Consider the following 21,427-nt stretch of genomic DNA (forward strand, 5'->3'; position numbering starts at 1 on the left):
CAGCGTTCGTCCTGAGCCAGGATCAAACTCTCCGTGAATGCTTTAAAAAGCAGCACGAGAGCGGGTCGACCGGAGGAATAATCCAGCCGACCACAGCGTCCTCGCTGTACAACATCATTCAAAGGAACCACCACCACCGAAACCCACCCACAGACTTGCAGGCAGACCCCGAATGGCAGGGGTATCAACATATCTGGCGTTGACTTTTGGCACGCTGTTGAGTTCTCAAAGAACGGACGCTTCCTTCGAATGCCGTCTCCGACACCCTCCGGGCTTTCCCTTCGGTATTTCGTGTTCCCCACCTTACCAGAGGATTTCGGGTCGAATTCCGATCCGATATTCTCCCCGGCCGGGAACTCCCGTGCAGGACTGCAGCGGGTTCCCGTGTGGTGGAGCCGTAAACGTACTGGAGCGGGGTCCCCCGATGCAAATCGGGGGACCCCGCTCCCTACGTGCGCGTGCCGCGCTCAGACCTCGACGACCACGGGGAGGATCATCGGACGCCTCCGGTAGGTGTCCGAGACCCACTTGCCCACGGAACGCCGCACCAACTGCTGGAGCTGGTGCGGCTCGCAGATGCCGTCCTGGGCGGACCTGGCCAGCGCCTCGTCGATGCGCGGCAGAACGGCGCTGAAGTCGGCCTCGTCGATGCCCGAACCGCGGGACTGGAGGTACGGTCCGCCGACGATCTTGCCCGTACTGCTGTCGACCACCACGAAGACGGAGATGATCCCCTCTTCACCCAGGATGCGGCGGTCCTTGAGCGAGGACTCCGTGATGTCGCCGACCGACAGCCCGTCGACGTACACGTATCCCGCCTGCACCTTGCCGACGATCTTCGCCTTGCCCTTCACCAGGTCCACGACCACGCCGTCCTCGGCGATGACCACCCGGTCCTTCGGGACACCCGTCAGCGCGCCCAGCTCGGCGTTCGCCCGCAGGTGGCGCCACTCGCCGTGGACCGGCATGAGGTTCCTGGGCTGGCAGATGTTGTAGAAGTACAGCAGCTCGCCGGCCGAGGCGTGCCCGGACACGTGCACCTTGGCATTGCCCTTGTGCACCACGTTGGCGCCCCACCGGGTGAGGCCGTTGATGACGCGGTACACCGCGTTCTCGTTGCCGGGGATCAGCGACGAGGCGAGGATCACCGTGTCACCGGGCACGATGCGGATCTGGTGGTCCCGGTTGGCCATGCGGGAGAGGGCCGCCATGGGCTCACCCTGCGAGCCGGTGCAGACGAGCACCACCTCGTCGTCGGGCAGATCGTCGAGCGTCTTCACGTCGACGACGAGCCCGCCGGGCACCTTCAGATAGCCGAGATCGCGGGCGATGCCCATGTTGCGCACCATCGAGCGGCCGACGAAGGCGACGCGGCGCCCGTACTCGTGCGCCGCGTCGAGGATCTGCTGAATCCGGTGCACGTGCGACGCGAAGCTGGCCACGATGATGCGCTTCTGGGCACTGCCGAACACCTGGCGCAGCACCTGCGAGATGTCCCGCTCGGGCGGGACGAATCCCGGCACCTCGGCGTTGGTCGAGTCGGAGAGCAGCAGGTCGATGCCCTCCTCACCCAGCCGCGCGAAGGCGCGGAGGTCGGTGAGCCGGCCGTCCAGGGGCAGCTGGTCCATCTTGAAGTCGCCGGTGTGCACGACCATCCCGGCGGGCGTTCGGATCGCCACCGCCAGCGCGTCGGGGATGGAGTGGTTGACCGCCACGAACTCGCAGTCGAAGGGCCCGATGCGCTCCCGGTGGTCCTCCCGGACCTCCAGGGTGTACGGGCGGATGCGGTGCTCCTGGAGCTTCGCCTCGATGAGCGCGAGGGTCAGCTTGGAGCCGATCAGCGGAATGTCCGGCTTCTCGCGCAGCAGGAAGGGCACGCCGCCGATGTGGTCCTCGTGCCCGTGCGTCAGCACGATGCCGTCGATGTCGTCGAGGCGGTCCCGGATCGAACTGAAATCCGGCAGGATCAGGTCGATGCCGGGCTGCTCCTCTTCCGGGAAGAGGACGCCGCAGTCGACGATGAGCAGACGGCCGCCGTACTCGAACACCGTCATGTTGCGGCCGATCTCACCCAGGCCGCCGAGCGGGGTGACACGCAGGCCGCCCTCGGGGAGCTTCGGCGGCGGGCCGAGCTCGGGATGCGGATGACTCAAAAGACTCTCCTCACCACGCACGCCACGCACCCGGGGAGGACACGTGGCGCGAGCGATAGTCGTTCACTTGCTGTTGTTCGGCTGTATGTAGTTGTGAAGTCTGTGCTCAGAGCTGTACCCCGCCGGCGGCGAGGTCTCGCTTCAGCTGCTCGGTCTCCTCGGAGGACAGCTCGACCAGCGGCATCCGGAGCGGCCCGGCGGGCAGGCCCCGCAGGGCCAGCGCGGCCTTGGTGGTGATCACGCCCTGGGTGCGGAACATTCCGGTGAAGACCGGCAGCAGCTTCTGGTGGATCTCCGTCGCCTTGACCACGTCCCCGCTGACGTGGGCCTCCAGCATGGCGCGCAGTTCGGGGGCGACCAGGTGGCCGACCACCGAGACGTAGCCGATCGCGCCGACCGACAGGAGCGGCAGGTTCAGCATGTCGTCCCCGCTGTACCAGGCCAGACCTGTGGTGGCGATGGCCCAGCTGGCGCGCCCGAGGTCGCCCTTGGCGTCCTTGTTCGCGACGATGCGCGGGTGCTCGGCGAGGCGGACCATCGTCTCGGTGTTGATCGGGACACCGCTGCGGCCGGGGATGTCGTAGAGCATCACCGGCAGCTCGGTGGCATCCGCGATCGCGCTGAAGTGCCGGAAGAGGCCCTCCTGCGGGGGCTTGTTGTAGTACGGCGTCACCGCCAGGAGGCCGTGCGCGCCCGCCTCGGCGGCGTCCCGCGCCAGCCGGAGGCTGTGCTCGGTGTCGTTCGTACCGGCTCCGGCCACGATGTGGGCGCGGTCACCGACCGCCTCCACCACGGCCCGCACGAGCCGGGCTTTCTCCCCGTCGCTCGTGGTCGGGGACTCGCCCGTGGTGCCGTTGAGGATCAGGCCGTCGTTGCCGGCGTCCACCAAGTGGGCGGCAAGTCGCTGCGCGCCGTCGAGGTCGAGAGCGCCGTCCGCGGTGAACGGCGTGACCATCGCGGTCAGGACCCGCCCGAAGGGCGTCTGCGGTGTGGAGGTCGGAGCCATGGGTCCCACGCTACTCGCAGCCAGCTGTCGGTCGCTCCCTCGGGGCACTCGGTTACGGAGCCCGGCACTGCCTGCTCGGGGGTTCAGGCAGTGCCGGGTCCGTTTATTCAGCCTAGATGAACTTCCCGAAATACCGCAATACGGACACCACCTCGGAGCGGTGACGCCCTGCTACGGTGCCACGCGCCCGTTGGCGTTGAACGCCGCGTAGGTCAGCGGCATCAGCTGCGCCCACTGCGCCTCCATCAGCTCGCCCACCATCTCGATCTCACGCTGCGGGAACGACGGCACCCGGGCCTGCTCGTGCTGGGTGCGCAGCCCCAGGAAGTGCATCAGCGAACGGGCGTTGCAGGTGGCGTACATCGAGGAGTACAGGCCGACCGGCAGCACCGCGCGGGCCACCTCCCGGGCCACACCCGCCGCCAGCATCTCCTGGTAGGTCTCGTACGACCGCTGGTACGAGTCCGCCATGGCCCGGCCCACGAGTTCCCGCTGGGCCTGGGTCCCCTCGACGAACACGTACTTGCCGGGGCGGCCCTCCTGCACCAGCTTGCGGGCGGCGTCCGGCACGTAGAAGACCGGCTCCAGCTCGCGGTAGCGGCCCGACTCCTCGTTGTACGACCAGCCCGCCCGGTGGCGGTGGAACTCTCGGAAGACGAAGAGCGGGGCGCTGACGAAGAAGGTCATGGAGTTGTGCTCGAACGGGCTGCCGTGCCGGTCCCGCATCAGGTAGTTGATCAGGCCCTTCGAACGCGCGGGGTCCTTCTCCAGCTCCTGCAGGGACTGCTCCCCGGCCGTGGAGACCCTGGCGGCCCACAGCACGTCGGTGTCGGTGGCGCTGTGCTTGACCAGCTCAACGGTCATGTCGCTGCGGAAGCGGGGGCTGGCGGGGGTGTCGGCTTCGGTCACCGGTGGTTCCTTCCAGATACGTACGCACCAGGGCGGTTTCACCCTACGGGTCGCCGGGGACCTGGAATTCTCGATCAGGCGGCAAATCCGGGCACTTCGGGGAAGGTACGGACGTTCCTCCAGGGACAGTCCCGGACGATCCGCAGTAAACAATTCTCAGGAGTCCCGCCCATGTTCCGCCGTCGCGGAGAGCCCGTGCCGTTCACCTTCGTCGCCGAGGCCGACCGTTTCCGCAGCAATGTCACTCCCCCTCCCCCGCCCCGGCACAACCCGCGGCAGCGCGTGGGGAACGTCCTGTTCGGGCTCACCATCGTCTCGGCCCTGGTGGGGTCGCTGCTGCTGGGGGTTCCAGCCCTCGACCCGGAGCAGTCCTCCTCCGGCGACGGCCGGTCGAACAGCGCCGAGGGGCGCTGACACGCCGTAGCGGTACCCCAGGGGTGGAAGGTCCTCATCGGTCTCGCTAATCTCACCGGGCACAGACTCGCCAGCTCACCCAGCCCGTGATCGAGGACCCGCCGTGCCCCTGACCTTCCTGTCGGCCGACCGTGACCACGCCGAACAGGCAGCCGAGCCGCCGCTCCCCTTCGAGGAGCGCGACCAGTGGCGGCGTCCCTACCGCCCCGGTCCGCTGCGGGTGGCGGGCGCCGCCCTTTTGCTGCTCCTCGCGTCGTACCTGCTGATCTCCGCGGTGATCATCGGCGTGGCGGGTGCGGTGCCGGGCGCCGGTGCCTGCGCCGGTACGGCGGCCGCGGTGATCGCGCTCGCCTTGCGGCTGCTGCGTGTGGGCGTGTGGGTCAGCGCGCACGGACTGCGGCAGGTCGGCGTCTTCCGCACCGTGACGCTGCGCTGGCGCGAGGTCGCCGCCGTGCGCACCGCGCAACAGCCGGTGCGCTGGCTGGGGCTCCCCCGCACGGTGCAGGGGCAGGCCCTGGTGATCGTGCGGGCCAAGGCCGGGGCGGCGGGCGGCGAGGGCCGCGCCCTGCGGACCCTGCTCACGGACCACAACTCCGACTTCCTGACCCGGCCCGAGGCGTTCGACCGAGCAGCCGACGTCATAGAGGCGTGGACCGCGGAGTCGCGCGCCTCGCGCGCCGGGGTCTGACCGCGCGCAGGCGCCGGGCGGGGGCGGCGCGCAGACCCGGCCCGAGGCCGACCGGTCGGCGCCCCGCCCTGCGGCTTCCGCTCTCCGTGCAGTCCTGCCGACCGTGCGGTCCTACCTACCGCACGGCCATGCGGCTCGTAGGGCCGTGCACCTCGTCAGCTCCGCTCGCCCGCCCGCAGCGCGATCGCGCGCTGCATCGCCTTCCGCGCCCGCGGCGTGTCGCGCGCGTCGTGGTACGCCACCGCCAGCCGGAACCAGTTGCGCCAATCGCCCGGGGCCGCCTCGGTCTCCGCCCGCCTCCGGACGAAGACGGCGTCCGCGGAGTCCCGGTCGATACGGCCTCCGGCGGTCCGCTTCAGCTCGTCCACCGGCAGTCCGCCCTCGGCCTCCAGCTCCCGCGCGAGCCGGTTGGCGCCACGGGCGAACCGGGTGGTGTGCCAGAGGAACCACATGCCGATGAACGGCAGCACCAGCACCGACGCCCCGAAGACGATGGTGACCGCCGTGCCCTGCTTGATGAGCAGCACCCCCCGGCTGCCGACCAGGAAGAAGTAGACGACGAGGACGGCGGCCAGCGTGATGTAGGTGAGACGGGCACGCATGTCAGCGTCCGGCGTCGTCGAACAGGAAGTGCTCCAGACCCATGGTCAGCCCGGGTGCCGCCCCGATCCGGCGGACGCCCAGCAGCACGCCGGGCATGAAGGAGCCCCGGTTCATCGAGTCGTGGCGGATGGTGAAGACCTCGCCCTCGTCGCCGAAGAGGACCTCCTGGTGCGCGACCAGCCCGCGCAGCCGTACCGCGTGCACGGGGACACCGTCCACGTCGGCGCCGCGCGCCCCCTCCAGGGCGGTGCTGGTGGCGTCGGGCTGCGGGGCGCAGCCCGCCTCTCGGCGGGCCTCGGCGATCAGCTGCGCGGTACGCACGGCCGTGCCGCTCGGGGCGTCGGCCTTGTGCGGGTGGTGCAGTTCGACGACCTCGACGGACTCGAAGAAGCGGGCGGCCTGCTGCGCGAAGCGCATGGTCAGGACCGCGCCGATACCGAAGTTCGGCGCGATGAGCACCCCGGTGCCGGGCGTCCCGGCCAGCCATCCGCGCAGCTGGTCCAGGCGTTCCGCCGTCCAGCCGGTGGTGCCGACCACTGCGTGGATGCCGTGCCGGACGCAGAACTCCAGGTTCTCCAGTACGGAGTCCGGGTGCGTCAGCTCCACGGCCACCTGGGTGCCCGAACTGGTCAGGGCGTCCAGGCTGTCACCGCGGCCGAGGGCGGCGGACAGCTCCATGTCGTCGGCGGCCTCCACCGCCTTGACGGCCTCGGAGCCCATGCGCCCGTGGGCGCCCAGCACAGCCACCCGGATTCGGTCGCTCATCTGGAGTCCTCTCTTTGTACTCTCACTCCTGGTGCCGGACGCCGCGGAACGCGCGCCACGGTCGATGGTGCGGGCCGTGCCCGCTCAGGCGACCGCCTCGTGCAGGTGGGACGCCTGGCGGTCGGTGAGCGGGCCGATGGCGGAGACCGACGGACGCGCGCCCAGCACGTCGCGCGCCACGGTGCGGACGTCTTCCGGCGTGACTGCGGCGATCTTGGCCAGCATGTCGTCGACCGACATCTGCTCACCCCAGCACAGCTCGCTCTTGCCGATCCGGTGCATCAGCGCGCCGGTGTCCTCCAGCCCGAGCACGGTCGAGCCGGACAGCTGTCCGATCGCCCGCCGCACCTCCTCGTCGGTCAGCCCGTCCCGCACGACCTGGTCGAGCTGCTCGCGGCAGATCTTCAGCACGTCCGGCACCTGGCTCGGGCGGCAGCCCGCGTACACGCCGAAGAGGCCGCAGTCGGCGAAGCCGGAGGTGTAGGAGTACGTGCTGTAGGCCAGACCGCGCTTCTCCCGGATCTCCTGGAAGAGGCGCGAACTCATGCCGCCGCCGAGCGCAGCGCTCAGCACGCCCAGGGGCCAGCGGCGCTCGTCGTTGCGGGAGACCCCCGGCATGCCGAGGACGACGTGGGCCTGCTCGGTGTGCCGGTCCAGCAGCTCGACGCGGCCCGTGGTCCGTATGGAGCGGGTACCGGAGCGCGGGCCGACGGGCGTACGGCCCTCGGTGGCGGACAGCGCGCCGGCGCGCTCGAACGCGGCGCGGACCTGCTCCACGACCGACTCGTGCTCGATGTTGCCCGCCGCCGCGACGACGAGATGGGTGGGGTCGTAGTGCCTGCGGTAGAAGCGGGCGATGCGGTCGCGCGTCAGCGCGTTGACGGTCTCCACGGTGCCCAGGACGGGGCGGCCCAGCGGCGTGTCCCCGAGCATGGTGTGCGCGAACAGGTCGTGGACGCTGTCGCCCGGGTCGTCCTCGGTCATCGCGATCTCCTCGAGGATGACGCCGCGCTCGGCGTCCACCTCCGCGGAGTCGATGACCGAGCTGGTGAGCATGTCGCAGACGACGTCGATGGCGAGCGGCAGGTCGGTGTCCAGCACACGCGCGTAGTAACAGGTGAACTCCTTGGCGGTGAAGGCGTTCATCTCCCCGCCTACGGCGTCCACGGCCGCCGAGATGTCGAGCGCGGAGCGTCGGCGGGTGCCCTTGAAGAGCAGGTGTTCGAGGTAGTGGGTGGCGCCGTTCAGCGCGGGCGTCTCGTCGCGCGAGCCGACGTGGGCCCAGATGCCGAAGGTGACCGAGCGCACGGTGGGCACGGCCTCCGTGATGACCCGGAGGCCACCGGGGAGAACCGTCTTGCGGACGGTGCCCGCGGCGTCGCCGCCGCCCGGACGCGCCCGGGTCTTGGTACGGGCGACGGCCCGCCCCTCCGAAACGGTGGGGCGGGCCGTCGTACGGGGCGTACGCGTCACTTGGAGGCGTCGTCCTTCCCGCTGTCGGCGGCGCCGTCCTCGGCACCGCCCTCGGCGTCCTCGTCCAGGACCGGGATCAGCGAGAGCTTGCCGCGCTGGTCGATCTCGGCGATCTCGACCTGGACCTTCTGGCCCACCCCGAGCACGTCCTCGACGTTCTCCACGCGCTTGCCGCCGGCGAGCTTGCGGATCTGCGAGATGTGCAGCAGGCCGTCCTTGCCCGGGAGCAGGGAGACGAAGGCACCGAAGGTGGTGGTCTTCACGACCGTGCCCAGGTACCGCTCGCCGACCTCGGGCATCGTCGGGTTGGCGATGCCGTTGATCGTGGCGCGGGCGGCGTCGGCCGCCGGGCCGTCCGAGGCACCGATGTAGATCGTGCCGTCGTCCTCGATGGAGATGTCGGCGCCGGTGTCCTCCTGGATCTGGTTGATCATCTTGCCCTTGGGGCCGATGACCTCACCGATCTTGTCCACCGGGATCTTGACCGTGATGATGCGCGGGGCGTTCGGCGACATCTCGTCGGGGACGTCGATGGCCTCGTTCATCACGTCCAGGATGTGCAGCCGGGCGTCGCGGGCCTGCTTGAGGGCGGCGCCGAGCACGGAGGCCGGGATGCCGTCCAGCTTGGTGTCGAGCTGGAGGGCGGTGACGAACTGCCGGGTGCCGGCGACCTTGAAGTCCATGTCGCCGAAGGCGTCCTCGGCACCGAGGATGTCGGTCAGCGTCACGTAGTGCGTCTCGCCGTCGATCTCCTGCGAGATCAGGCCCATGGCGATACCGGCGACGGGGGCCTTCAGCGGCACACCGGCGTTCAGCAGCGACATGGTCGAGGCGCAGACCGAACCCATCGAGGTCGAGCCGTTCGAGCCGAGCGCCTCGGAGACCTGCCGGATGGCGTAGGGGAACTCCTCGCGGGCGGGCAGCACCGGCACCAGGGCGCGCTCGGCCAGCGCACCGTGGCCGATCTCGCGCCGCTTGGGCGAGCCGACGCGGCCGGTCTCACCGGTGGAGTAGGGCGGGAAGTTGTAGTTGTGCATGTACCGCTTGCGCGTGACCGGCGAGAGCGTGTCCAGCTGCTGCTCCATGCGGAGCATGTTCAGCGTGGTCACACCCAGGATCTGGGTCTCGCCGCGCTCGAAGAGCGCCGAGCCGTGCACCCGCGGGATCGCCTCGACCTCGGCAGCCAGCGTACGGATGTCCGTGACGCCGCGGCCGTCGATGCGCTTCTTCTCCTTGATGACGCGCTCGCGCACCAGGGACTTCGTCAGCGCGCGGTACGCGGCGGAGATCTCCTTCTCGCGCCCCTCGAACTGCGGCAGCAGCTTCTCGGCGGCCAGCGCCTTGACGCGGTCCAGCTCGGTCTCGCGCTCCTGCTTGCCCGCGATGGTGAGGGCCTGCGCCAGCTCGTCGCGGACGGCCTGGGTCAGCGCCTCGTGCACGTCGTCCTGGAAGTCCAGGAAGACCGGGAACTCGCCGGTCGGCTTGGCAGCCTTGGCGGCCAGCTCGGCCTGGGCCTTGCACAGGACCTTGATGAAGGGCTTCGCCGCGTCCAGACCGGCGGCGACGACCTCCTCGGTGGGCGCCTCGGCGCCGCCCTTGACCAGCTCGATGGTCTTCTCGGTGGCCTCGGCCTCGACCATCATCACCGCGACGTCTCCGTCGGGCAGCACACGGCCGGCGACGACCATGTCGAAGACGGCGTCCTCCAGCTCGGTGTGGGTGGGGAAGGCGACCCACTGGCCGCGGATCAGAGCGACGCGGGTGCCGCCGATCGGGCCGGAGAAGGGCAGACCGGCCAGCTGCGTGGAGCAGGAGGCGGCGTTGATGGCGACCACGTCGTAGAGGTGGTCGGGGTTGAGCGCCATGATCGTCTCGACGACCTGGATCTCGTTGCGCAGGCCCTTCTTGAAGGACGGGCGCAGCGGGCGGTCGATCAGGCGGCAGGTGAGGATCGCGTCCTCACTCGGGCGGCCCTCGCGCCGGAAGAAGGAACCGGGGATCTTGCCCGCGGAGTACATCCGCTCCTCGACATCCACCGTCAGCGGGAAGAAGTCGAGCTGGTCCTTCGGGTTCTTGGAGGCGGTGGTGGCCGACAGCACCATGGTGTCGTCGTCCAGGTACGCCACGGCGGAACCGGCGGCCTGCTTGGCCAGCCGGCCCGTCTCGAAGCGGATGGTGCGGGTGCCGAAGGCGCCGTTGTCGATCACGGCCTCGGCGTAGTGGGTCTCGTTCTCCACTCGGGATATCTCCTCGTCTGCGTCCGCCACCCGTGTGGCGGCGGACCGTCTGTGGCGGAGCGCCCCCGGTGCGGTGCCGGTCTTCGATCGAAGCACCCGGGTCATGTCGTCGTCCGGGGGCCACTACCGAGGACCGGCGTCGTGGGGCGGCGCTCGCCGCGTGCTGATGTCGTGCTGATGTCGTGGTGCGGGTCGTACCGGTGGTGCGGGTCGTACTGGGACCAGACTACAAACCTTCCGCGTCCCGTGAGACGGCGAAGGGGAGCGGCCCCGTCAGCCGGGACCGCTCCCCTCGTGTCGTGCTAGCGGGCGCCCGCCGCGCCGCGGCGGATGCCGAGGCGCTCGACCAGGGCGCGGAAGCGCTGGATGTCCTTCTTCGCCAGGTACTGGAGAAGACGGCGGCGCTGGCCGACGAGCAGGAGCAGGCCACGGCGCGAGTGGTGGTCGTGCTTGTGCAGCTTCAGGTGCTCGGTGAGGTCCGAGATGCGGCGGGAGAGCAGCGCCACCTGCACCTCGGGGGAGCCGGTGTCACCGTCCTTGGTGGCGAACTCGGAGATGATCTGCTTCTTCGTGGCGGCATCGAGGGATGACACGCGTACTCCTCAGGGGTTCCGGCCACCGAGCGCCCCTGGTCTGCGTCACAGGGGAGTCTTCGACACTCGGGAGGCCGGGCCAGCTTACCAGCGGTCGGCCGCCCCTCCGACCGGGCGCCCCCGCCCCTGCCCGGGCCGGGAGGGGCGGGAAGGGAGGGGCGGGAGCGGCGGGTACGCCGGGGCGGTCAGCTGGTCATGCTCCGCGCCGCGGAGTAGACGTTCATCACGGCGAGGCACAGCGGGATGAGCGTGAGCAGTACGAACGTCTCGAGGATCTCCAGGAAGCGCCCCCAGAAGGGAGTGACCCCCTTGCTCGGCACGACCAGGCCGATGGCGGTGATCAGCGCCGCCGTGCCCGTGAGCGCGGCGGTGAGCCAGATCGTCCGCATGTCCAGGGCACCCCGGTCACCACTGAGCATGTCCACGACGACCTGGGCCGGCGGGTTAAGCGCCAGGCCGATGCCGAGCAGCAGGAGGGCCCCGAGACCGGCCACCAGCGCGCAGCTGACCTGCGAGGTGTAGCGGAAGAGGCGGGCTCGCAGCAGCATCGCGAGCCCGGTCGCCAGGGCGAGCAGCTGTCCCCAGCCCGAGTCGGAGAAGCCGAGCACCGCGGTGGCGCCGATGACGAGCGCCGCGCAGCCGCCGACCAGACCGACGAGCATCTCGTGGCCGCGCCTGGCCTGCGCGGCGATGCGCTCCGCGTCGACGGGGCCCGCGGTGTCCGGGGTGGCGTCCGGATCGTCGTCGTAACGCATCGTGCCGGACTGCGGCGCGGTGTAGCCGATGGGCAGCCTGGCGAAGCGGGACGAGAGTCCAGGCAGGAAGGCGACCAGGCCGACCGCGACCGGCGCGCAGATCGCGGCGATCTCCACCGGCTCGATGTCGCTGAGGATCGCGATGAAGGTGAGCAGGGTGCCGATAGCGGCGGCGAAGGCCACGGCGACGAACGGGCCGTCCCGGTCGGGGGTGGCGGCGATCAGCACCGTGAAGGCGACCAGGACGGCGACGCAGCCCAGCAGGAACTGGAGCCGGCCGATGCCGTGCCCATCCTCCAGCGGCAGCAGCCCGGAGCCGGCGACCATGACGTTCGGCAGCGCCCCCAGCCCCAGCGCGACGGCGGAGACCCGGTCCCCGTAGACCCGCGCCCGTACCGCCGCGAAGGCGACCAGCAGCAGGCTCACGACACCGGCGAGGATGCCGGGCAGGCCGTGCATGTCGTGCCGTACCGGGTCGGCGTACCACAGGACGAAGGCCATCAGGGTGAGCAGGGCGCCGCCGCCGATCAGTCCGGCGCCACGCAGCAGGCTGTCGCTCCACAGCGTGCGGTCCCGGGTGACGGCGGTGGCCACGGCGTCGGACACGTCGTCGAAGACGGCCGGGGGCAGCGACTCCGCGAACGGGCGCAGGCTGAGCACGTCGCCGTCGAGGATGCGCTGCGAGGCGAACGACCGGGCACTGTCCAGCACCGTGCCGTCCCGACGCACCAAGTGGTAGCCGACCGGGGCCCCTTCGGCCGGGCTCTGGCCGCTGAGCCGGAGGATCTCCGGATAGATGTCCGCGACCGGAATGTCCTCGGGCAGCGCCACGTCGATGCGGCTGTCGGGCGCGACAATGGTGACCCGGCAGAAGCCGGTGGCGGCTGCCGATGCCGTCGTACTCACCCTGGGATCCCCCTCATGAGCTGCTCGCTGACCTGGTCTGTGCACTGATCTGCCGGCGTGGCCGCGCGCCGTACGCCGCGGGCGAGGCCGTACGGGTGCGGTGGCGGCCTGTTACACCCGGCCGTGCGCCGGATTCGGCCTCGGCGCCCCGCCTCCGGAACGCGCCCCTCACGGATGCCCGTTCGCTGCTGCGCATGCGCCGCGCGCTACCCTACCGCTCCCTGTCTTCTTGTCATGCCAGTAGGATCGGCCCGCGCGGACGGGGTCCGTCGCCACGGGGGCGTCGACCGAGGAACTGTCCCGTACGTATGACGGATTGGTGCGCCGTGAGTCAGATCGTCGTCAAGCGTCCGCCACGGGCCCTGCCGCCCAGTGTGCCGAGCGAGGACTTGACGCTCCAGCCGCCTCCCGAACTGCCGCGCGGGCAGCAGGAGGGCATGCTGATGCAGATCCTGCCCATGCTCGGCATGGGCGGGTCCGTGGTGTTCTTCTTCATGCCGGGTGCGCATCCCTTCATGCGCATCATGGGCATCGTGATGGTCGCCTCGACGATCGCCATGGTCGTCGCGATGGTGGTGCGATTTCGCAAGGGCACACAGGGACAGATGTCCGACATGCGGCGCGACTACCTCAAGTACCTCGCGCAGACCCGGCGGAAGGTGCGCAAGACGGCGCGCAGGCAGCGGGACGCGCAGTACTACCTGCACCCCTCGCCGGAGCAGCTGTGGGCACTGGTCGCCGAGGGCAGCCGGGTGTGGGAGCGGCGCGCCGGGGACGGCGACTTCGGTCAGGTGCGGATCGGTCTGGGGGCGCAGCAGCTGGCGACGCCGCTGGTGGCCCCGCAGACCGCGCCGGTGGACGAACTGGAACCGCTGACGACGGGCGCGATGCACCAGTTCCTGGCGGCGCACGGCACGCTGGACTCACTGCCGATGGCCGTCTCGCTCCGCGCCTTCTACCACATGACGGTCAGCGGCGACCCCGAGGCGGTGCACGGTACGGCGCGGGCCCTGGTGTGCTCGCTGGTGTCCCTGCACTCCCCGGACGACCTGGTGGTCGCCGTACTCACCGGCACCGGTGCGGCGGAGCGCTGGGAGTGGGCCAAGTGGCTGCCGCACGTACAGGTCGCGGGCGCGGCGGACGGCGCCGGTTCCAGGCGGATGATCTCGGACGACCCGCTGGAGATGGAGCACCTCATCGGCGCCCGGCTGGAGGGGCGCCCCCGGTTCAACTCCGCCGGACAGCCGCTGCTCGACCAGCCGCATGTGCTGGTGGTGCTGGACGGCGGGGCGACCGTGCCCCCCGGATCGCTGCTGGCGGCGCCCGAGGGCCTGCAGGGTGTGACGGTGATAGAGGTCGTGCCGGGCGAGATCGACAACCCGCGCGGCGGGCTCGCGGTGACCGTACGGCCGGGGAAGCTCCAGCTGGAGTCGGGGCACGGCCTGATCTACGACGGGCAGCCGGACACCATGTCGATGGCGGCGGCCGAGGCACTCGCCCGGCAGCTGGCGCCGCTGCGCATGGGCACCGGCGGTGACGACGACGAACCGCTGCTGGCGAACCTGGAGTTCACCGACCTGCTCAATCTCGGCGACGCGGCCTCGGTGGACGTCCAGCGCACCTGGCGACCGCGTTCGCAGGCGGAACGGCTCCGCGTCCCCATCGGCGTCGGCGAGGACGGTCAGCCCGTCATGCTCGACCTGAAGGAGGCGGCGGAGGACGGCATGGGCCCGCACGGGCTGTGTGTCGGTGCCACCGGCTCGGGCAAGTCGGAGCTGCTGCGCACCCTGGTGCTCGGCCTGGCGGTCACGCACACCTCCGAGACGCTGAACTTCGTCCTCGCCGACTTCAAAGGCGGCGCGACCTTCGCGGGCATGTCCCAGATGCCGCACGTCGCGGCCGTCATCACCAACCTGGCCGACGACCTGACCCTGGTCGACCGCATGGGCGACTCGATCCGCGGCGAGCTGAACCGGCGCCAGGAGATGCTCCGCGACGCGGGCAACTACGCGAACATCAAGGACTACGAGAAGGCGCGCGCGGCGGGCGCCCCGCTCGCGCCGATCGCCTCGCTGGTCCTGGTCATCGACGAGTTCAGCGAGCTGCTCACCGCCAAGCCCGACTTCATCGACATGTTCATCCAGATCGGCCGCATCGGCCGCTCCCTGGGCGTACACCTGCTGCTCGCCTCGCAGCGCCTGGAGGAGGGCAGGCTGCGCGGGCTGGAGACGTACCTGTCCTACCGCGTGGGTCTGCGCACGTTCTCCGCCGCCGAGTCGCGCGCGGCGCTGGGCGTCCCCGATGCCTACCATCTGCCGTCCGTGCCCGGCTCCGGCTACCTGAAGTTCGGCACCGACGAGATGACCCGTTTCAAGGCGGCGTACGTCTCCGGCGTGTACCGCTCCGGCGCTTCGGACGAGGAGGAGAACAGCGGGCCCCTGCCGGCCAACCGGCGGCCTGTCCCCTTCACTGCCGCGATGGTCCCCGTCCAGTACACGGCACCGGACCCCAGCACGGTGGTACGCCCCAGCGCGCCCCGTACGGGGGCGGACGACGACGCGCTCGCGGACACCGTCCTGGACGTCATCGTCCGCAAGCTGGAGGGCCAGGGAACCCCGGCCCACCAGGTGTGGCTGCCCCCGCTGGAGACCGCGGCCCCGCTCGACGAGCTGCTGCCGGGCCTGGCAGCGGTCGAGGGCCGCGGGCTGACCCAGCCCGACTACGCGCGCAAGGGCCAGCTCGTCGTACCGCTCGGCCTGGTCGACAAGCCCTTCGAACAGCGCCGTGACCCGCTCTACTGCGACTTCTCCGGAGCCGCGGGCCACATGATGCTGCTCGGCGGCCCGCAGTCGGGCAAGTCCACGCTGCTGCGCACCCTGGTCTCGTCCTTCGCGCTCACCCACACCCCCTACGAAGTGCAGTTCTACGGGCTCGACTTCGGCGGTGGCGGTCTCGGGGCCATCGCGGGCCTCCCCCATGTGGGCGGCGTGGCCTCCCGCCTGGACCCGGAGCGGGTGCGGCGTACGGTGGCGGAGGTCGCCGGAATCCTCAACCAGCGCGAGGAGTACTTCCGCGCCAACGGCATCGACTCGATCGCCACCTTCCGCAGGCGCCGGGCGCGGGGCGAGATCACCGACCAGCCGTGGGGGGACGTCTTCCTGATCGTCGACGGCTGGGGCACCTTCAAGCAGGAGTACGACGTGCTGGAGGAGGTCGTCACCAGCATCGCCTCCCGGGGACTGGGCTACGGCATCCACGTCATCGTCGCCGCCTCCCGGACGATGGAGGTGCGGCCGGCGCTCAAGGACCAGCTCGCGAACCGGCTGGAGCTGCGGCTGGGCGACACCATGGACTCGGAGTTCAACCGCAAGGTGGCGGCGAACGTGCCGACCGACGTGCCCGGGCGCGGGCAGTCGCCCGAGTCCCTGCACTTCATGACGGCCGTCCCCCGCATCGACGGGATCGGATCGGACGACGAGCTGTCCGACGCGACGGCGGCCATGAACCAGGCCGTCGCCGACGCGTGGCAGGGCCCGAAGGCACCGGGCGTCCGGCTGCTGCCCCGGGACTTCCCCGGCCACCAGCTGCCGAAGGGCAACGACTACCCCGAGCGCGGCATCGCGTTCGCGATCGACGAGAACAACCTCGAACCGGTCTTCGTCGACTTCGAGACCGACCCCTTCTTCCTCATCTTCGGAGAGAGCGAGTCGGGCAAGACCAACCTCATCCGGCTGCTCGCCAAACAGATCTGCGAGCGGTACACACCGGACGAGGCGCGTATCGTCGTCGCCGACTACCGCAGGGGGCTGCTCGGCGCGATCCCCGAGTCGCACCTGATCGTCTACGCGGCCATGTCCAACGCCATGGACACCCACATGGCCGCCCTCGCCGACCTCATGGAGAAGCGGACGCCGCCGGAGGACGTGACCCCGCAGCAACTGCGGGACCGCAGCTGGTGGAACGGCCCCAAGATGTTCGTGATCGTCGACGACTACGAGCTGGTCTCCAACTCGAGCGGCAACCCGCTCGCCGCGCTCACCGACCATCTGCCCTTCGCCCGGGACATCGGGGTGTGCTTCATCATCGCGCGCAGTGCGGCGGGAGCCTCCCGCTCCTCGTACGAGCCGTTCATGCAGCGGATCAAGGAACTGGGCGCGCAGGGCATGGTGCTGGCGGGCGACCCGACCGAGGGCGACATCCTCGGCAACATCCGCGCCCGGCCCATGCCCGCAGGCCGTGGATTCTTCGCCTCCCGCAAGCGGGGCGCGCCACTCGTGCAGCTGGGCTGGTACCCGGCGGAGTAGCCGCGAGCAGCGTCCTGGAGTGTGCGGGTGGTGCCGGACCTGGTCCGGAACCACCCGCTCCGTCTTTCCCGCGCGCCGTGCTGCGCGCCCGGCGCCGGCCCTGACGCACCCCCGGCCTTGACGCACCCCTGACGCAGCCCATACGCGGACGGCATTCCCAGCGCCGGGGCGGCATCCAATAATGATGAACATGTCTTTTGACGATGAGTGGGCCCGGCTTGTCGCGGATTCGAGAGAGCGCGCGTCGGCCCGGATGCGGCTGAACGAGGCGGGCGGCGGCAATGGCGGATCGCCCGGACCCTACGGGCCGAACGGGCCGGGAAAGAGACTGGACGTCACACCCGCTCTCCTGCGGGCCCGCGCGGTGAAATCCCAGAACACCGTGGCACCGGAATTCCGCAGGGCCCAGGACGAGGCCAAAAAGAAGACCGGGGCCGTATCCGGCAGTCTGCGGGGATTCGCCTGCGACGGCGCGATCGACACCTTCCTCGATCGCTGGAACAAACAGGTGCGGTACATGGAGAGCCTCCTCGGCGACGAGGGGGTGGCCAAGGCGCTGCGCACAGCCGCCGCCGAATTCACCACCGAGGAGAAGCTGCGGGAGCGGAGCTTCCAGCCCACCCGCCGGTACCAGGACGGCGACGTCATCTGAGGAGGCCGTCATGGCACCGGAGTACACCCATGTCAAGAACGCCGACCTCAGCGGCCTCTCCGCGGCGGTCGACGCGTGGTGCACGCTGCCCGGAAAGTTCCAGCAGGTGCGGACGACCTTCGACACGGAGGTGACCAAGGGGCTGCGCGACTCGCGCTGGGCGGGGGACGCGGCCGAGGTGGCGTTCGGCAGGTTCACCGGCGTACGCGAGCAGTTCACCGACGCGGCGCTGGAGGCGACCGCCGTACACGGGCTGCTGGCCGGCGCGCTCAAGGCGTTCCGGGCGGCGAAGAGGGTCCTCGACGACATCGAAACCGAGATCAGCGGCCATGTGCACCTGAGCGTCAACACGCAGGAGGGGTCGGTCTACGTCGACCCGGACAAGGTGGAGCCGCAGCATCACGCGCAACTGGTGAAGTCCTACCAGGAGAGCATCGCGTCGTACCGCGCGAGCACCCGGGAGGCGGTCAGCAGCGCCAGAGCCGCGGACAGCGCGCTGAAATGGGCGTTGGGGCAGGACGTCAACCAGTACCGCAAGGGATTCAACGGCGACTACTATTCCTCCCTCAAAGAGGCGCGGCACAGCCGGAACTGGCAACTGGAGGCCGCGGAGGAAGAGCCGTCGGTGCGGACCCGGACCAATTCCGAGCCGTTCGGCAGCGGTACCGTGAAACCGGTGGCAGAGTTCCTGAGTTACCGGCCCTTCATCAACGGCGGGTCCGCCGCCATGCGGGGGAATTCCAGCGACGCGTGGACGTACGCGCTCGGCGGAGCCCCGGCGATCGTCGGCGGAAATGCCAGCAAAGGACTGGAGAGGTACCGGGGCTGCGGCGGAAGGCACCGGAAGCCTTCATTTCTGAATGTGGTCGGGAAGGTGGGCGTCAAGATATTCGGGGCCCCGGTCTCCATTCCGGCCACCATCGTCGACTACCTGTACACGCCCGCGAGCGACCCCGCGGTCAAGGAGAAGCACAGCCGCACCGTGGCTCCGGGGCCGCTGAACCGGAAGTACTAGCTCCGTGTCCCACGCGAAGCACGGTCCGCCCGCCGTACGGCGGAAGCCGTCCGCCGCCACAGCGCAGGCGAAGGCCCGCACCGTACTGCGCGGGTGCGGGTGGTGCAGGCCACGGGGCAGCCGCGTGCTCGTCCTCGGGGTGGCCTTCGCGGTCGGCGGTGTCGCGGGCGCCCTGCGCACCCTCTCCGGCGGCGGTGGACTGCTCACCGCCGTCGGACAGTTGACGATCGGCGCGGCGGGCGTCCTGGTGACCCTCGCCTGCGACCTCGACTACGCGAAGCGCCGACCCGGCGAGGGAGAGAACGTCAGACCGTGGTCGCGTGGACACCGGCGGGGATAGGCTGCGCGTGCGGCGTGCGGGGAAGCGCCTCGCCGCTCTCGACGAAGGGAACACCCGCCAGTGGCCAGCGAGCAGGAGAAGGCCGAGCTGTACGCCATGGACATCTCGGACGCCGTGTGGGAGAGCGCTCCCGGCGGGCCCGAGGAGGAGAAGGTCGAGATCGCGCATCTGGCGGGCGGCGCCGTCGCCATGCGCAACTCCAAGGACCCGAACACGGTGCTGCGCTACACCGAAGCCGAGTGGCGCGCGTTCGTACTCGGTGCGCGGGACGGCGAGTTCGACCTCAAGTGAGCCCCGCGCGTGGGCCCTTGGGTTCTAGTAGTCGTCGCAACACCCCAGCTCAAGGGGTGCGATGGACTTCGAGATCCGTGAGGGCAGGACGGTGGCCCATGGGCCCCGGAAGCTCCACGCTGAGCGGGAGGAATACTTCCGGCTCGTGAAGGCGGGATACACCAACAAGGAAGCGTCCGCAGCGGTCGGTGTGAACGAGCGCACCGGCCGTGAGTGGCGCAACGGCCGGTGGGACCCTCAGCGGCTCAGACCGCCGGCGGCCCAGGCGACGCTCCGCCCCGATCAGGAGCGCGTCTACACCAAGCGGGCACCCGTTCTCCAGGACGCGGTGCCCGCAGCCGTACCTGTGTCCGTGGAAGTGCGCTCGCGCTATCTGTCGGAGCGCGAGCGCATCCACATCGCTGACCGGCTCCGGGAGAAGGCGTCCATCCGGTCGACAGCCGCCGAACTGGACCGCAGTCCTTCCACCATCAGCCGGGAGATCCGGCGCAACCGAACCAACGGCCCCCGCAAGCAGTGGCACTACCGGCCGTTCGCCGCCCAGGCCCGCGCCGATGGCCGCAGGCCACAGCCGAAACCTCGGAAGAACAGCCAGAACCCCGAACTGCGGGACGCCGTCCAGGCGGGCCTGGACGAGCGGTGGAGCCCGGAGCAGATCTGTCACGCTCTGCGCAGACAGTTCCCCGACCGGCCGGAGATGCACGTGGTCCACGAAACGGTCCACCAGGCGCTCTACGTGCAAGGACGCGGCCAGCTACGGCGGGAACTGGCGGGCGCCCTGCGCAGCGGACGCGCCCGGCGCAGGCCACACCGCCAGGCCAACTGCCGCCAGCCCCGCTTCACCGATCCCATGGTCATGATCAGTGAGCGGCCCGCCGAAGCGGACGACCGGGCCGTGCCCGGCCACCGGGAGGGCGACCTGATCATCGGCAAGGACAGCGGCTCGGCGATCGGCACCCTCGTCGAACGCAGCACCTGCTACGTGATGCTTCTGCACCTGCCCACCGACCACACCGCAGCCAGCGTCAGCGATGCCCCTGACGGAGACCGCGCAGAGGCTCCCGCAGCACCTGAAACGGTCCTTGACCTGGGACCAGGGCGCAGAGATGGCCGCCCACCGCAGCTTCACCCTCGCCACGGACATCCCCGTCTACTTCCGCGACCCGGCCAGCCCCTGGCAGCGCGGCTCGAACGAAAACACCAACGGCCTGCTCCGCCAGTACTTCCCCAAGGGCACCGACCTGTCCGTCCACACCCGAGAGCACCTCGACGCCGTCGCCGCCCAGCTCAACGGCCGCCCACGCAAAACACTCGGCTGGGAAACCCCAGCCGAGCGCCTGTCTAAACTGCTCGCGGCCTGATCAACCGACCACGTATTGCGACCATCCCTAGAATCCGCCGCCCCGCCGCCGAGCGGGGCCCCACGCGGCACGCCGCGGCGGCCGTGGGGCACCGGGCCGCTTCGGCTGGACGCGCCCCTGACACCACTCAGTCCAAGTACCCGACGCGGCGTGCGTCGGGCACTTGGACTGAGGAACGCGGTCTGCGGGTGGGCCACTTGACCCAAGCCGATGCCCTCGCGAGGGCGGAAGGCTCAGAAGTCGAACAGCATGGCACCCTTCCGGTCCGTTCGCTGGTAGCCGCTGGCCGCGCCGTGCACAGCCTGGGAGAGCGCCGTGAGGGTCTGAGTCAGCCCGGTGACGTTGGAGCCCCAGCCCTTGTGCTTGCCGTTGAAGGCGAGCTGCGCTTCACCGTCCCAGGTCGCCACGACCTTCCTCACCCGGGCGTCCAGGGCCTCCAGCTCACCCTGGAGCGTCGTCGCGGCGCTCTGGATGTCGTCCGCCGCCGAGGTGACGGTGTGATACGTGATCTTGATGGTCATGTCTCTCCTGTCCTACTACCTGGCGGTGGGCGCGGTGCCGACGCCGCTGAAGTCGGCGATCGGGCTGGTGTTCTCCACCTTGTTGAAGGTCTCGATCTGATTGAGCTCTTCGGCGGTGAAACCGTCCTTGCTCATCTGGAGCGCCTCTTCCATCATCTGGAGCTTGCGGTCCAGAGTCTGGGCGTACTCGTTCGCCTTGCGCTGCGTGCGGTCGAAGGACTTGTGCCCCTCGCCCTGCCACGCGACCTCGATCGCGTCCACGACCGCGTTCAGGTTGCTGATCTTGCTCTTCAGGGTCTGCTGCATCCGCTGCACATCACCGATGAGCGTCTTGAGATCATCATCATGTGTCTGGAGACCGCTTCCGCCGCCCTCAGCCATGGTGTTCCTCCTTCAGTGGATGTTGCTCGTATGCCGGTGCCTGCTGCCGAGCCGGAAAGC

At 70.1% G+C, this 21,427-nt stretch carries 19 protein-coding genes and 1 pseudogene; 9 read left to right on the plus strand and 11 right to left on the minus strand.

All coding sequences use genetic code 11. The annotated features are described in order from the left end of the window. The coding region (locus H299_RS40755) for a hypothetical protein (RefSeq protein WP_486587486.1) at positions 1-203 on the plus strand (203 nt) is incomplete at its 5' end. Between the two features lie 264 nt (positions 204-467). Here H299_RS40755 and H299_RS0129525 read toward each other — a convergent pair. The 3 genes from H299_RS0129525 to thyX all read right to left on the minus strand — a co-directional run bounded on the left by H299_RS0129525 (position 468) and on the right by thyX (position 4,023). Next, on the minus strand, positions 468-2,153 hold the full coding sequence (locus H299_RS0129525; RefSeq protein WP_027751372.1) for a ribonuclease J: 1,686 nt from the start codon (positions 2,151-2,153) through the stop codon (positions 468-470). A gap of 106 nt (positions 2,154-2,259) precedes the next feature. Then, positions 2,260-3,159, minus strand: a complete 900-nt coding sequence (gene dapA / locus H299_RS0129530) for a 4-hydroxy-tetrahydrodipicolinate synthase (protein WP_027751373.1) — start codon at positions 3,157-3,159, stop codon at positions 2,260-2,262. A gap of 171 nt (positions 3,160-3,330) precedes the next feature. Next, positions 3,331-4,023 carry an FAD-dependent thymidylate synthase gene (thyX, locus tag H299_RS0129535; RefSeq protein ID WP_051263015.1) on the minus strand — a complete coding sequence of 231 codons (693 nt, stop codon included), beginning with the start codon at positions 4,021-4,023 and terminating at the stop codon, positions 3,331-3,333. A 216-nt stretch (positions 4,024-4,239) separates the two neighbouring features. Between thyX and H299_RS0129540 the strand changes: the two genes are divergently transcribed. After that, positions 4,240-4,482, plus strand: coding sequence for a hypothetical protein (locus tag H299_RS0129540; protein WP_027751375.1), 243 nt, complete (start codon positions 4,240-4,242; stop codon positions 4,480-4,482). A 103-nt stretch (positions 4,483-4,585) separates the two neighbouring features. Beyond that, positions 4,586-5,170, plus strand: coding sequence for a PH domain-containing protein (locus H299_RS0129545; protein ID WP_027751376.1), 585 nt, complete (start codon positions 4,586-4,588; stop codon positions 5,168-5,170). Between the two features lie 155 nt (positions 5,171-5,325). Here H299_RS0129545 and H299_RS0129550 read toward each other — a convergent pair whose 3' ends face one another. The 6 genes from H299_RS0129550 to eccD form a co-directional block, all read right to left on the minus strand. Next, complete coding sequence (locus H299_RS0129550; protein WP_027751377.1) at positions 5,326-5,772, minus strand: hypothetical protein; 447 nt, start codon at positions 5,770-5,772, stop codon at positions 5,326-5,328. A 1-nt stretch (position 5,773) separates the two neighbouring features. Continuing rightward, positions 5,774-6,538 (minus strand): 4-hydroxy-tetrahydrodipicolinate reductase, encoded by a 765-nt coding sequence (gene dapB / locus H299_RS0129555; protein WP_027751378.1) that lies wholly within the window; start codon positions 6,536-6,538, stop codon positions 5,774-5,776. 84 nt (positions 6,539-6,622) lie between these two features. Beyond that, positions 6,623-8,011, minus strand: coding sequence for a M16 family metallopeptidase (locus tag H299_RS0129560; RefSeq protein ID WP_027751379.1), 1,389 nt, complete (start codon positions 8,009-8,011; stop codon positions 6,623-6,625). Then, complete coding sequence (locus H299_RS0129565) at positions 8,008-10,248, minus strand: polyribonucleotide nucleotidyltransferase (protein ID WP_027751380.1); 2,241 nt, start codon at positions 10,246-10,248, stop codon at positions 8,008-8,010. The genes H299_RS0129560 and H299_RS0129565 overlap by 4 nt, the downstream gene beginning before the upstream one ends. 302 nt (positions 10,249-10,550) lie before the next feature. Beyond that, positions 10,551-10,841 (minus strand): 30S ribosomal protein S15, encoded by a 291-nt coding sequence (gene rpsO, locus H299_RS0129570; RefSeq protein ID WP_027751381.1) that lies wholly within the window; start codon positions 10,839-10,841, stop codon positions 10,551-10,553. 185 nt (positions 10,842-11,026) lie between these two features. Beyond that, positions 11,027-12,547 (minus strand): type VII secretion integral membrane protein EccD, encoded by a 1,521-nt coding sequence (gene eccD, locus H299_RS0129575; RefSeq protein ID WP_051262979.1) that lies wholly within the window; start codon positions 12,545-12,547, stop codon positions 11,027-11,029. Between the two features lie 281 nt (positions 12,548-12,828). On the opposite strand from eccD, the gene H299_RS0129580 reads away from it, so the two are divergent. The 6 genes and pseudogenes from H299_RS0129580 to H299_RS36950 all read left to right on the plus strand — a co-directional run bounded on the left by H299_RS0129580 (position 12,829) and on the right by H299_RS36950 (position 20,465). Then, a complete protein-coding gene (locus tag H299_RS0129580) occupies positions 12,829-16,806 on the plus strand; it encodes a type VII secretion protein EccC (protein ID WP_027751383.1) in 3,978 nt (1,325 codons plus the stop codon). 190 nt (positions 16,807-16,996) lie between these two features. Beyond that, the gene (locus H299_RS0129585; RefSeq protein ID WP_158692409.1) at positions 16,997-17,458 is read left to right on the plus strand and encodes a hypothetical protein; all 462 of its coding nucleotides are present in this window, start codon (positions 16,997-16,999) and stop codon (positions 17,456-17,458) included. A gap of 10 nt (positions 17,459-17,468) precedes the next feature. Next, positions 17,469-18,473 carry a hypothetical protein gene (locus H299_RS0129590; RefSeq protein WP_027751385.1) on the plus strand — a complete coding sequence of 335 codons (1,005 nt, stop codon included), beginning with the start codon at positions 17,469-17,471 and terminating at the stop codon, positions 18,471-18,473. Between the two features lie 4 nt (positions 18,474-18,477). Then, positions 18,478-18,813 carry a hypothetical protein gene (locus H299_RS36945; protein WP_037761394.1) on the plus strand — a complete coding sequence of 112 codons (336 nt, stop codon included), beginning with the start codon at positions 18,478-18,480 and terminating at the stop codon, positions 18,811-18,813. 60 nt (positions 18,814-18,873) lie between these two features. Continuing rightward, entirely contained in the window at positions 18,874-19,104 is a 231-nt protein-coding gene (locus tag H299_RS0129600; RefSeq protein ID WP_027751386.1) for a DUF397 domain-containing protein, read from the plus strand. 61 nt (positions 19,105-19,165) lie between these two features. Further along, positions 19,166-20,465, plus strand: a pseudogene (locus tag H299_RS36950) (IS30 family transposase). A 233-nt stretch (positions 20,466-20,698) separates the two neighbouring features. On the opposite strand, the gene H299_RS0129610 reads toward H299_RS36950, so the two are convergent. Together H299_RS0129610 and H299_RS0129615 are read right to left on the minus strand one after the other, a co-directional pair. Next, positions 20,699-20,986, minus strand: coding sequence for a WXG100 family type VII secretion target (locus H299_RS0129610; protein WP_037761397.1), 288 nt, complete (start codon positions 20,984-20,986; stop codon positions 20,699-20,701). A 15-nt stretch (positions 20,987-21,001) separates the two neighbouring features. Beyond that, on the minus strand, positions 21,002-21,367 hold the full coding sequence (locus H299_RS0129615) for a WXG100 family type VII secretion target (protein WP_027751389.1): 366 nt from the start codon (positions 21,365-21,367) through the stop codon (positions 21,002-21,004). Positions 21,368-21,427: the final 60 nt, after the last annotated feature.

The sequence above is a fragment of the Streptomyces sp. CNH287 genome, assembly GCF_000424825.1.

Bases quoted from the DNA above. Each gene is read 5' to 3' on its own strand.
- dapA (WP_027751373.1), bottom strand. From the start codon at position 3,159: ATGGCTCCGACCTCCACACCGCAGACGCCCTTCGGGCGGGTCCTGACC.
- thyX (WP_051263015.1), bottom strand. From the start codon at position 4,023: ATGACCGTTGAGCTGGTCAAGCACAGCGCCACCGACACCGACGTGCTG.
- H299_RS0129540 (WP_027751375.1), top strand. From the start codon at position 4,240: ATGTTCCGCCGTCGCGGAGAGCCCGTGCCGTTCACCTTCGTCGCCGAG.
- H299_RS0129550 (WP_027751377.1), bottom strand. From the start codon at position 5,772: ATGCGTGCCCGTCTCACCTACATCACGCTGGCCGCCGTCCTCGTCGTC.
- dapB (WP_027751378.1), bottom strand. From the start codon at position 6,538: ATGAGCGACCGAATCCGGGTGGCTGTGCTGGGCGCCCACGGGCGCATG.
- H299_RS0129585 (WP_158692409.1), top strand. From the start codon at position 16,997: ATGTCTTTTGACGATGAGTGGGCCCGGCTTGTCGCGGATTCGAGAGAG.
- H299_RS0129590 (WP_027751385.1), top strand. From the start codon at position 17,469: ATGGCACCGGAGTACACCCATGTCAAGAACGCCGACCTCAGCGGCCTC.
- H299_RS0129610 (WP_037761397.1), bottom strand. From the start codon at position 20,986: ATGACCATCAAGATCACGTATCACACCGTCACCTCGGCGGCGGACGAC.
- H299_RS0129615 (WP_027751389.1), bottom strand. From the start codon at position 21,367: ATGGCTGAGGGCGGCGGAAGCGGTCTCCAGACACATGATGATGATCTC.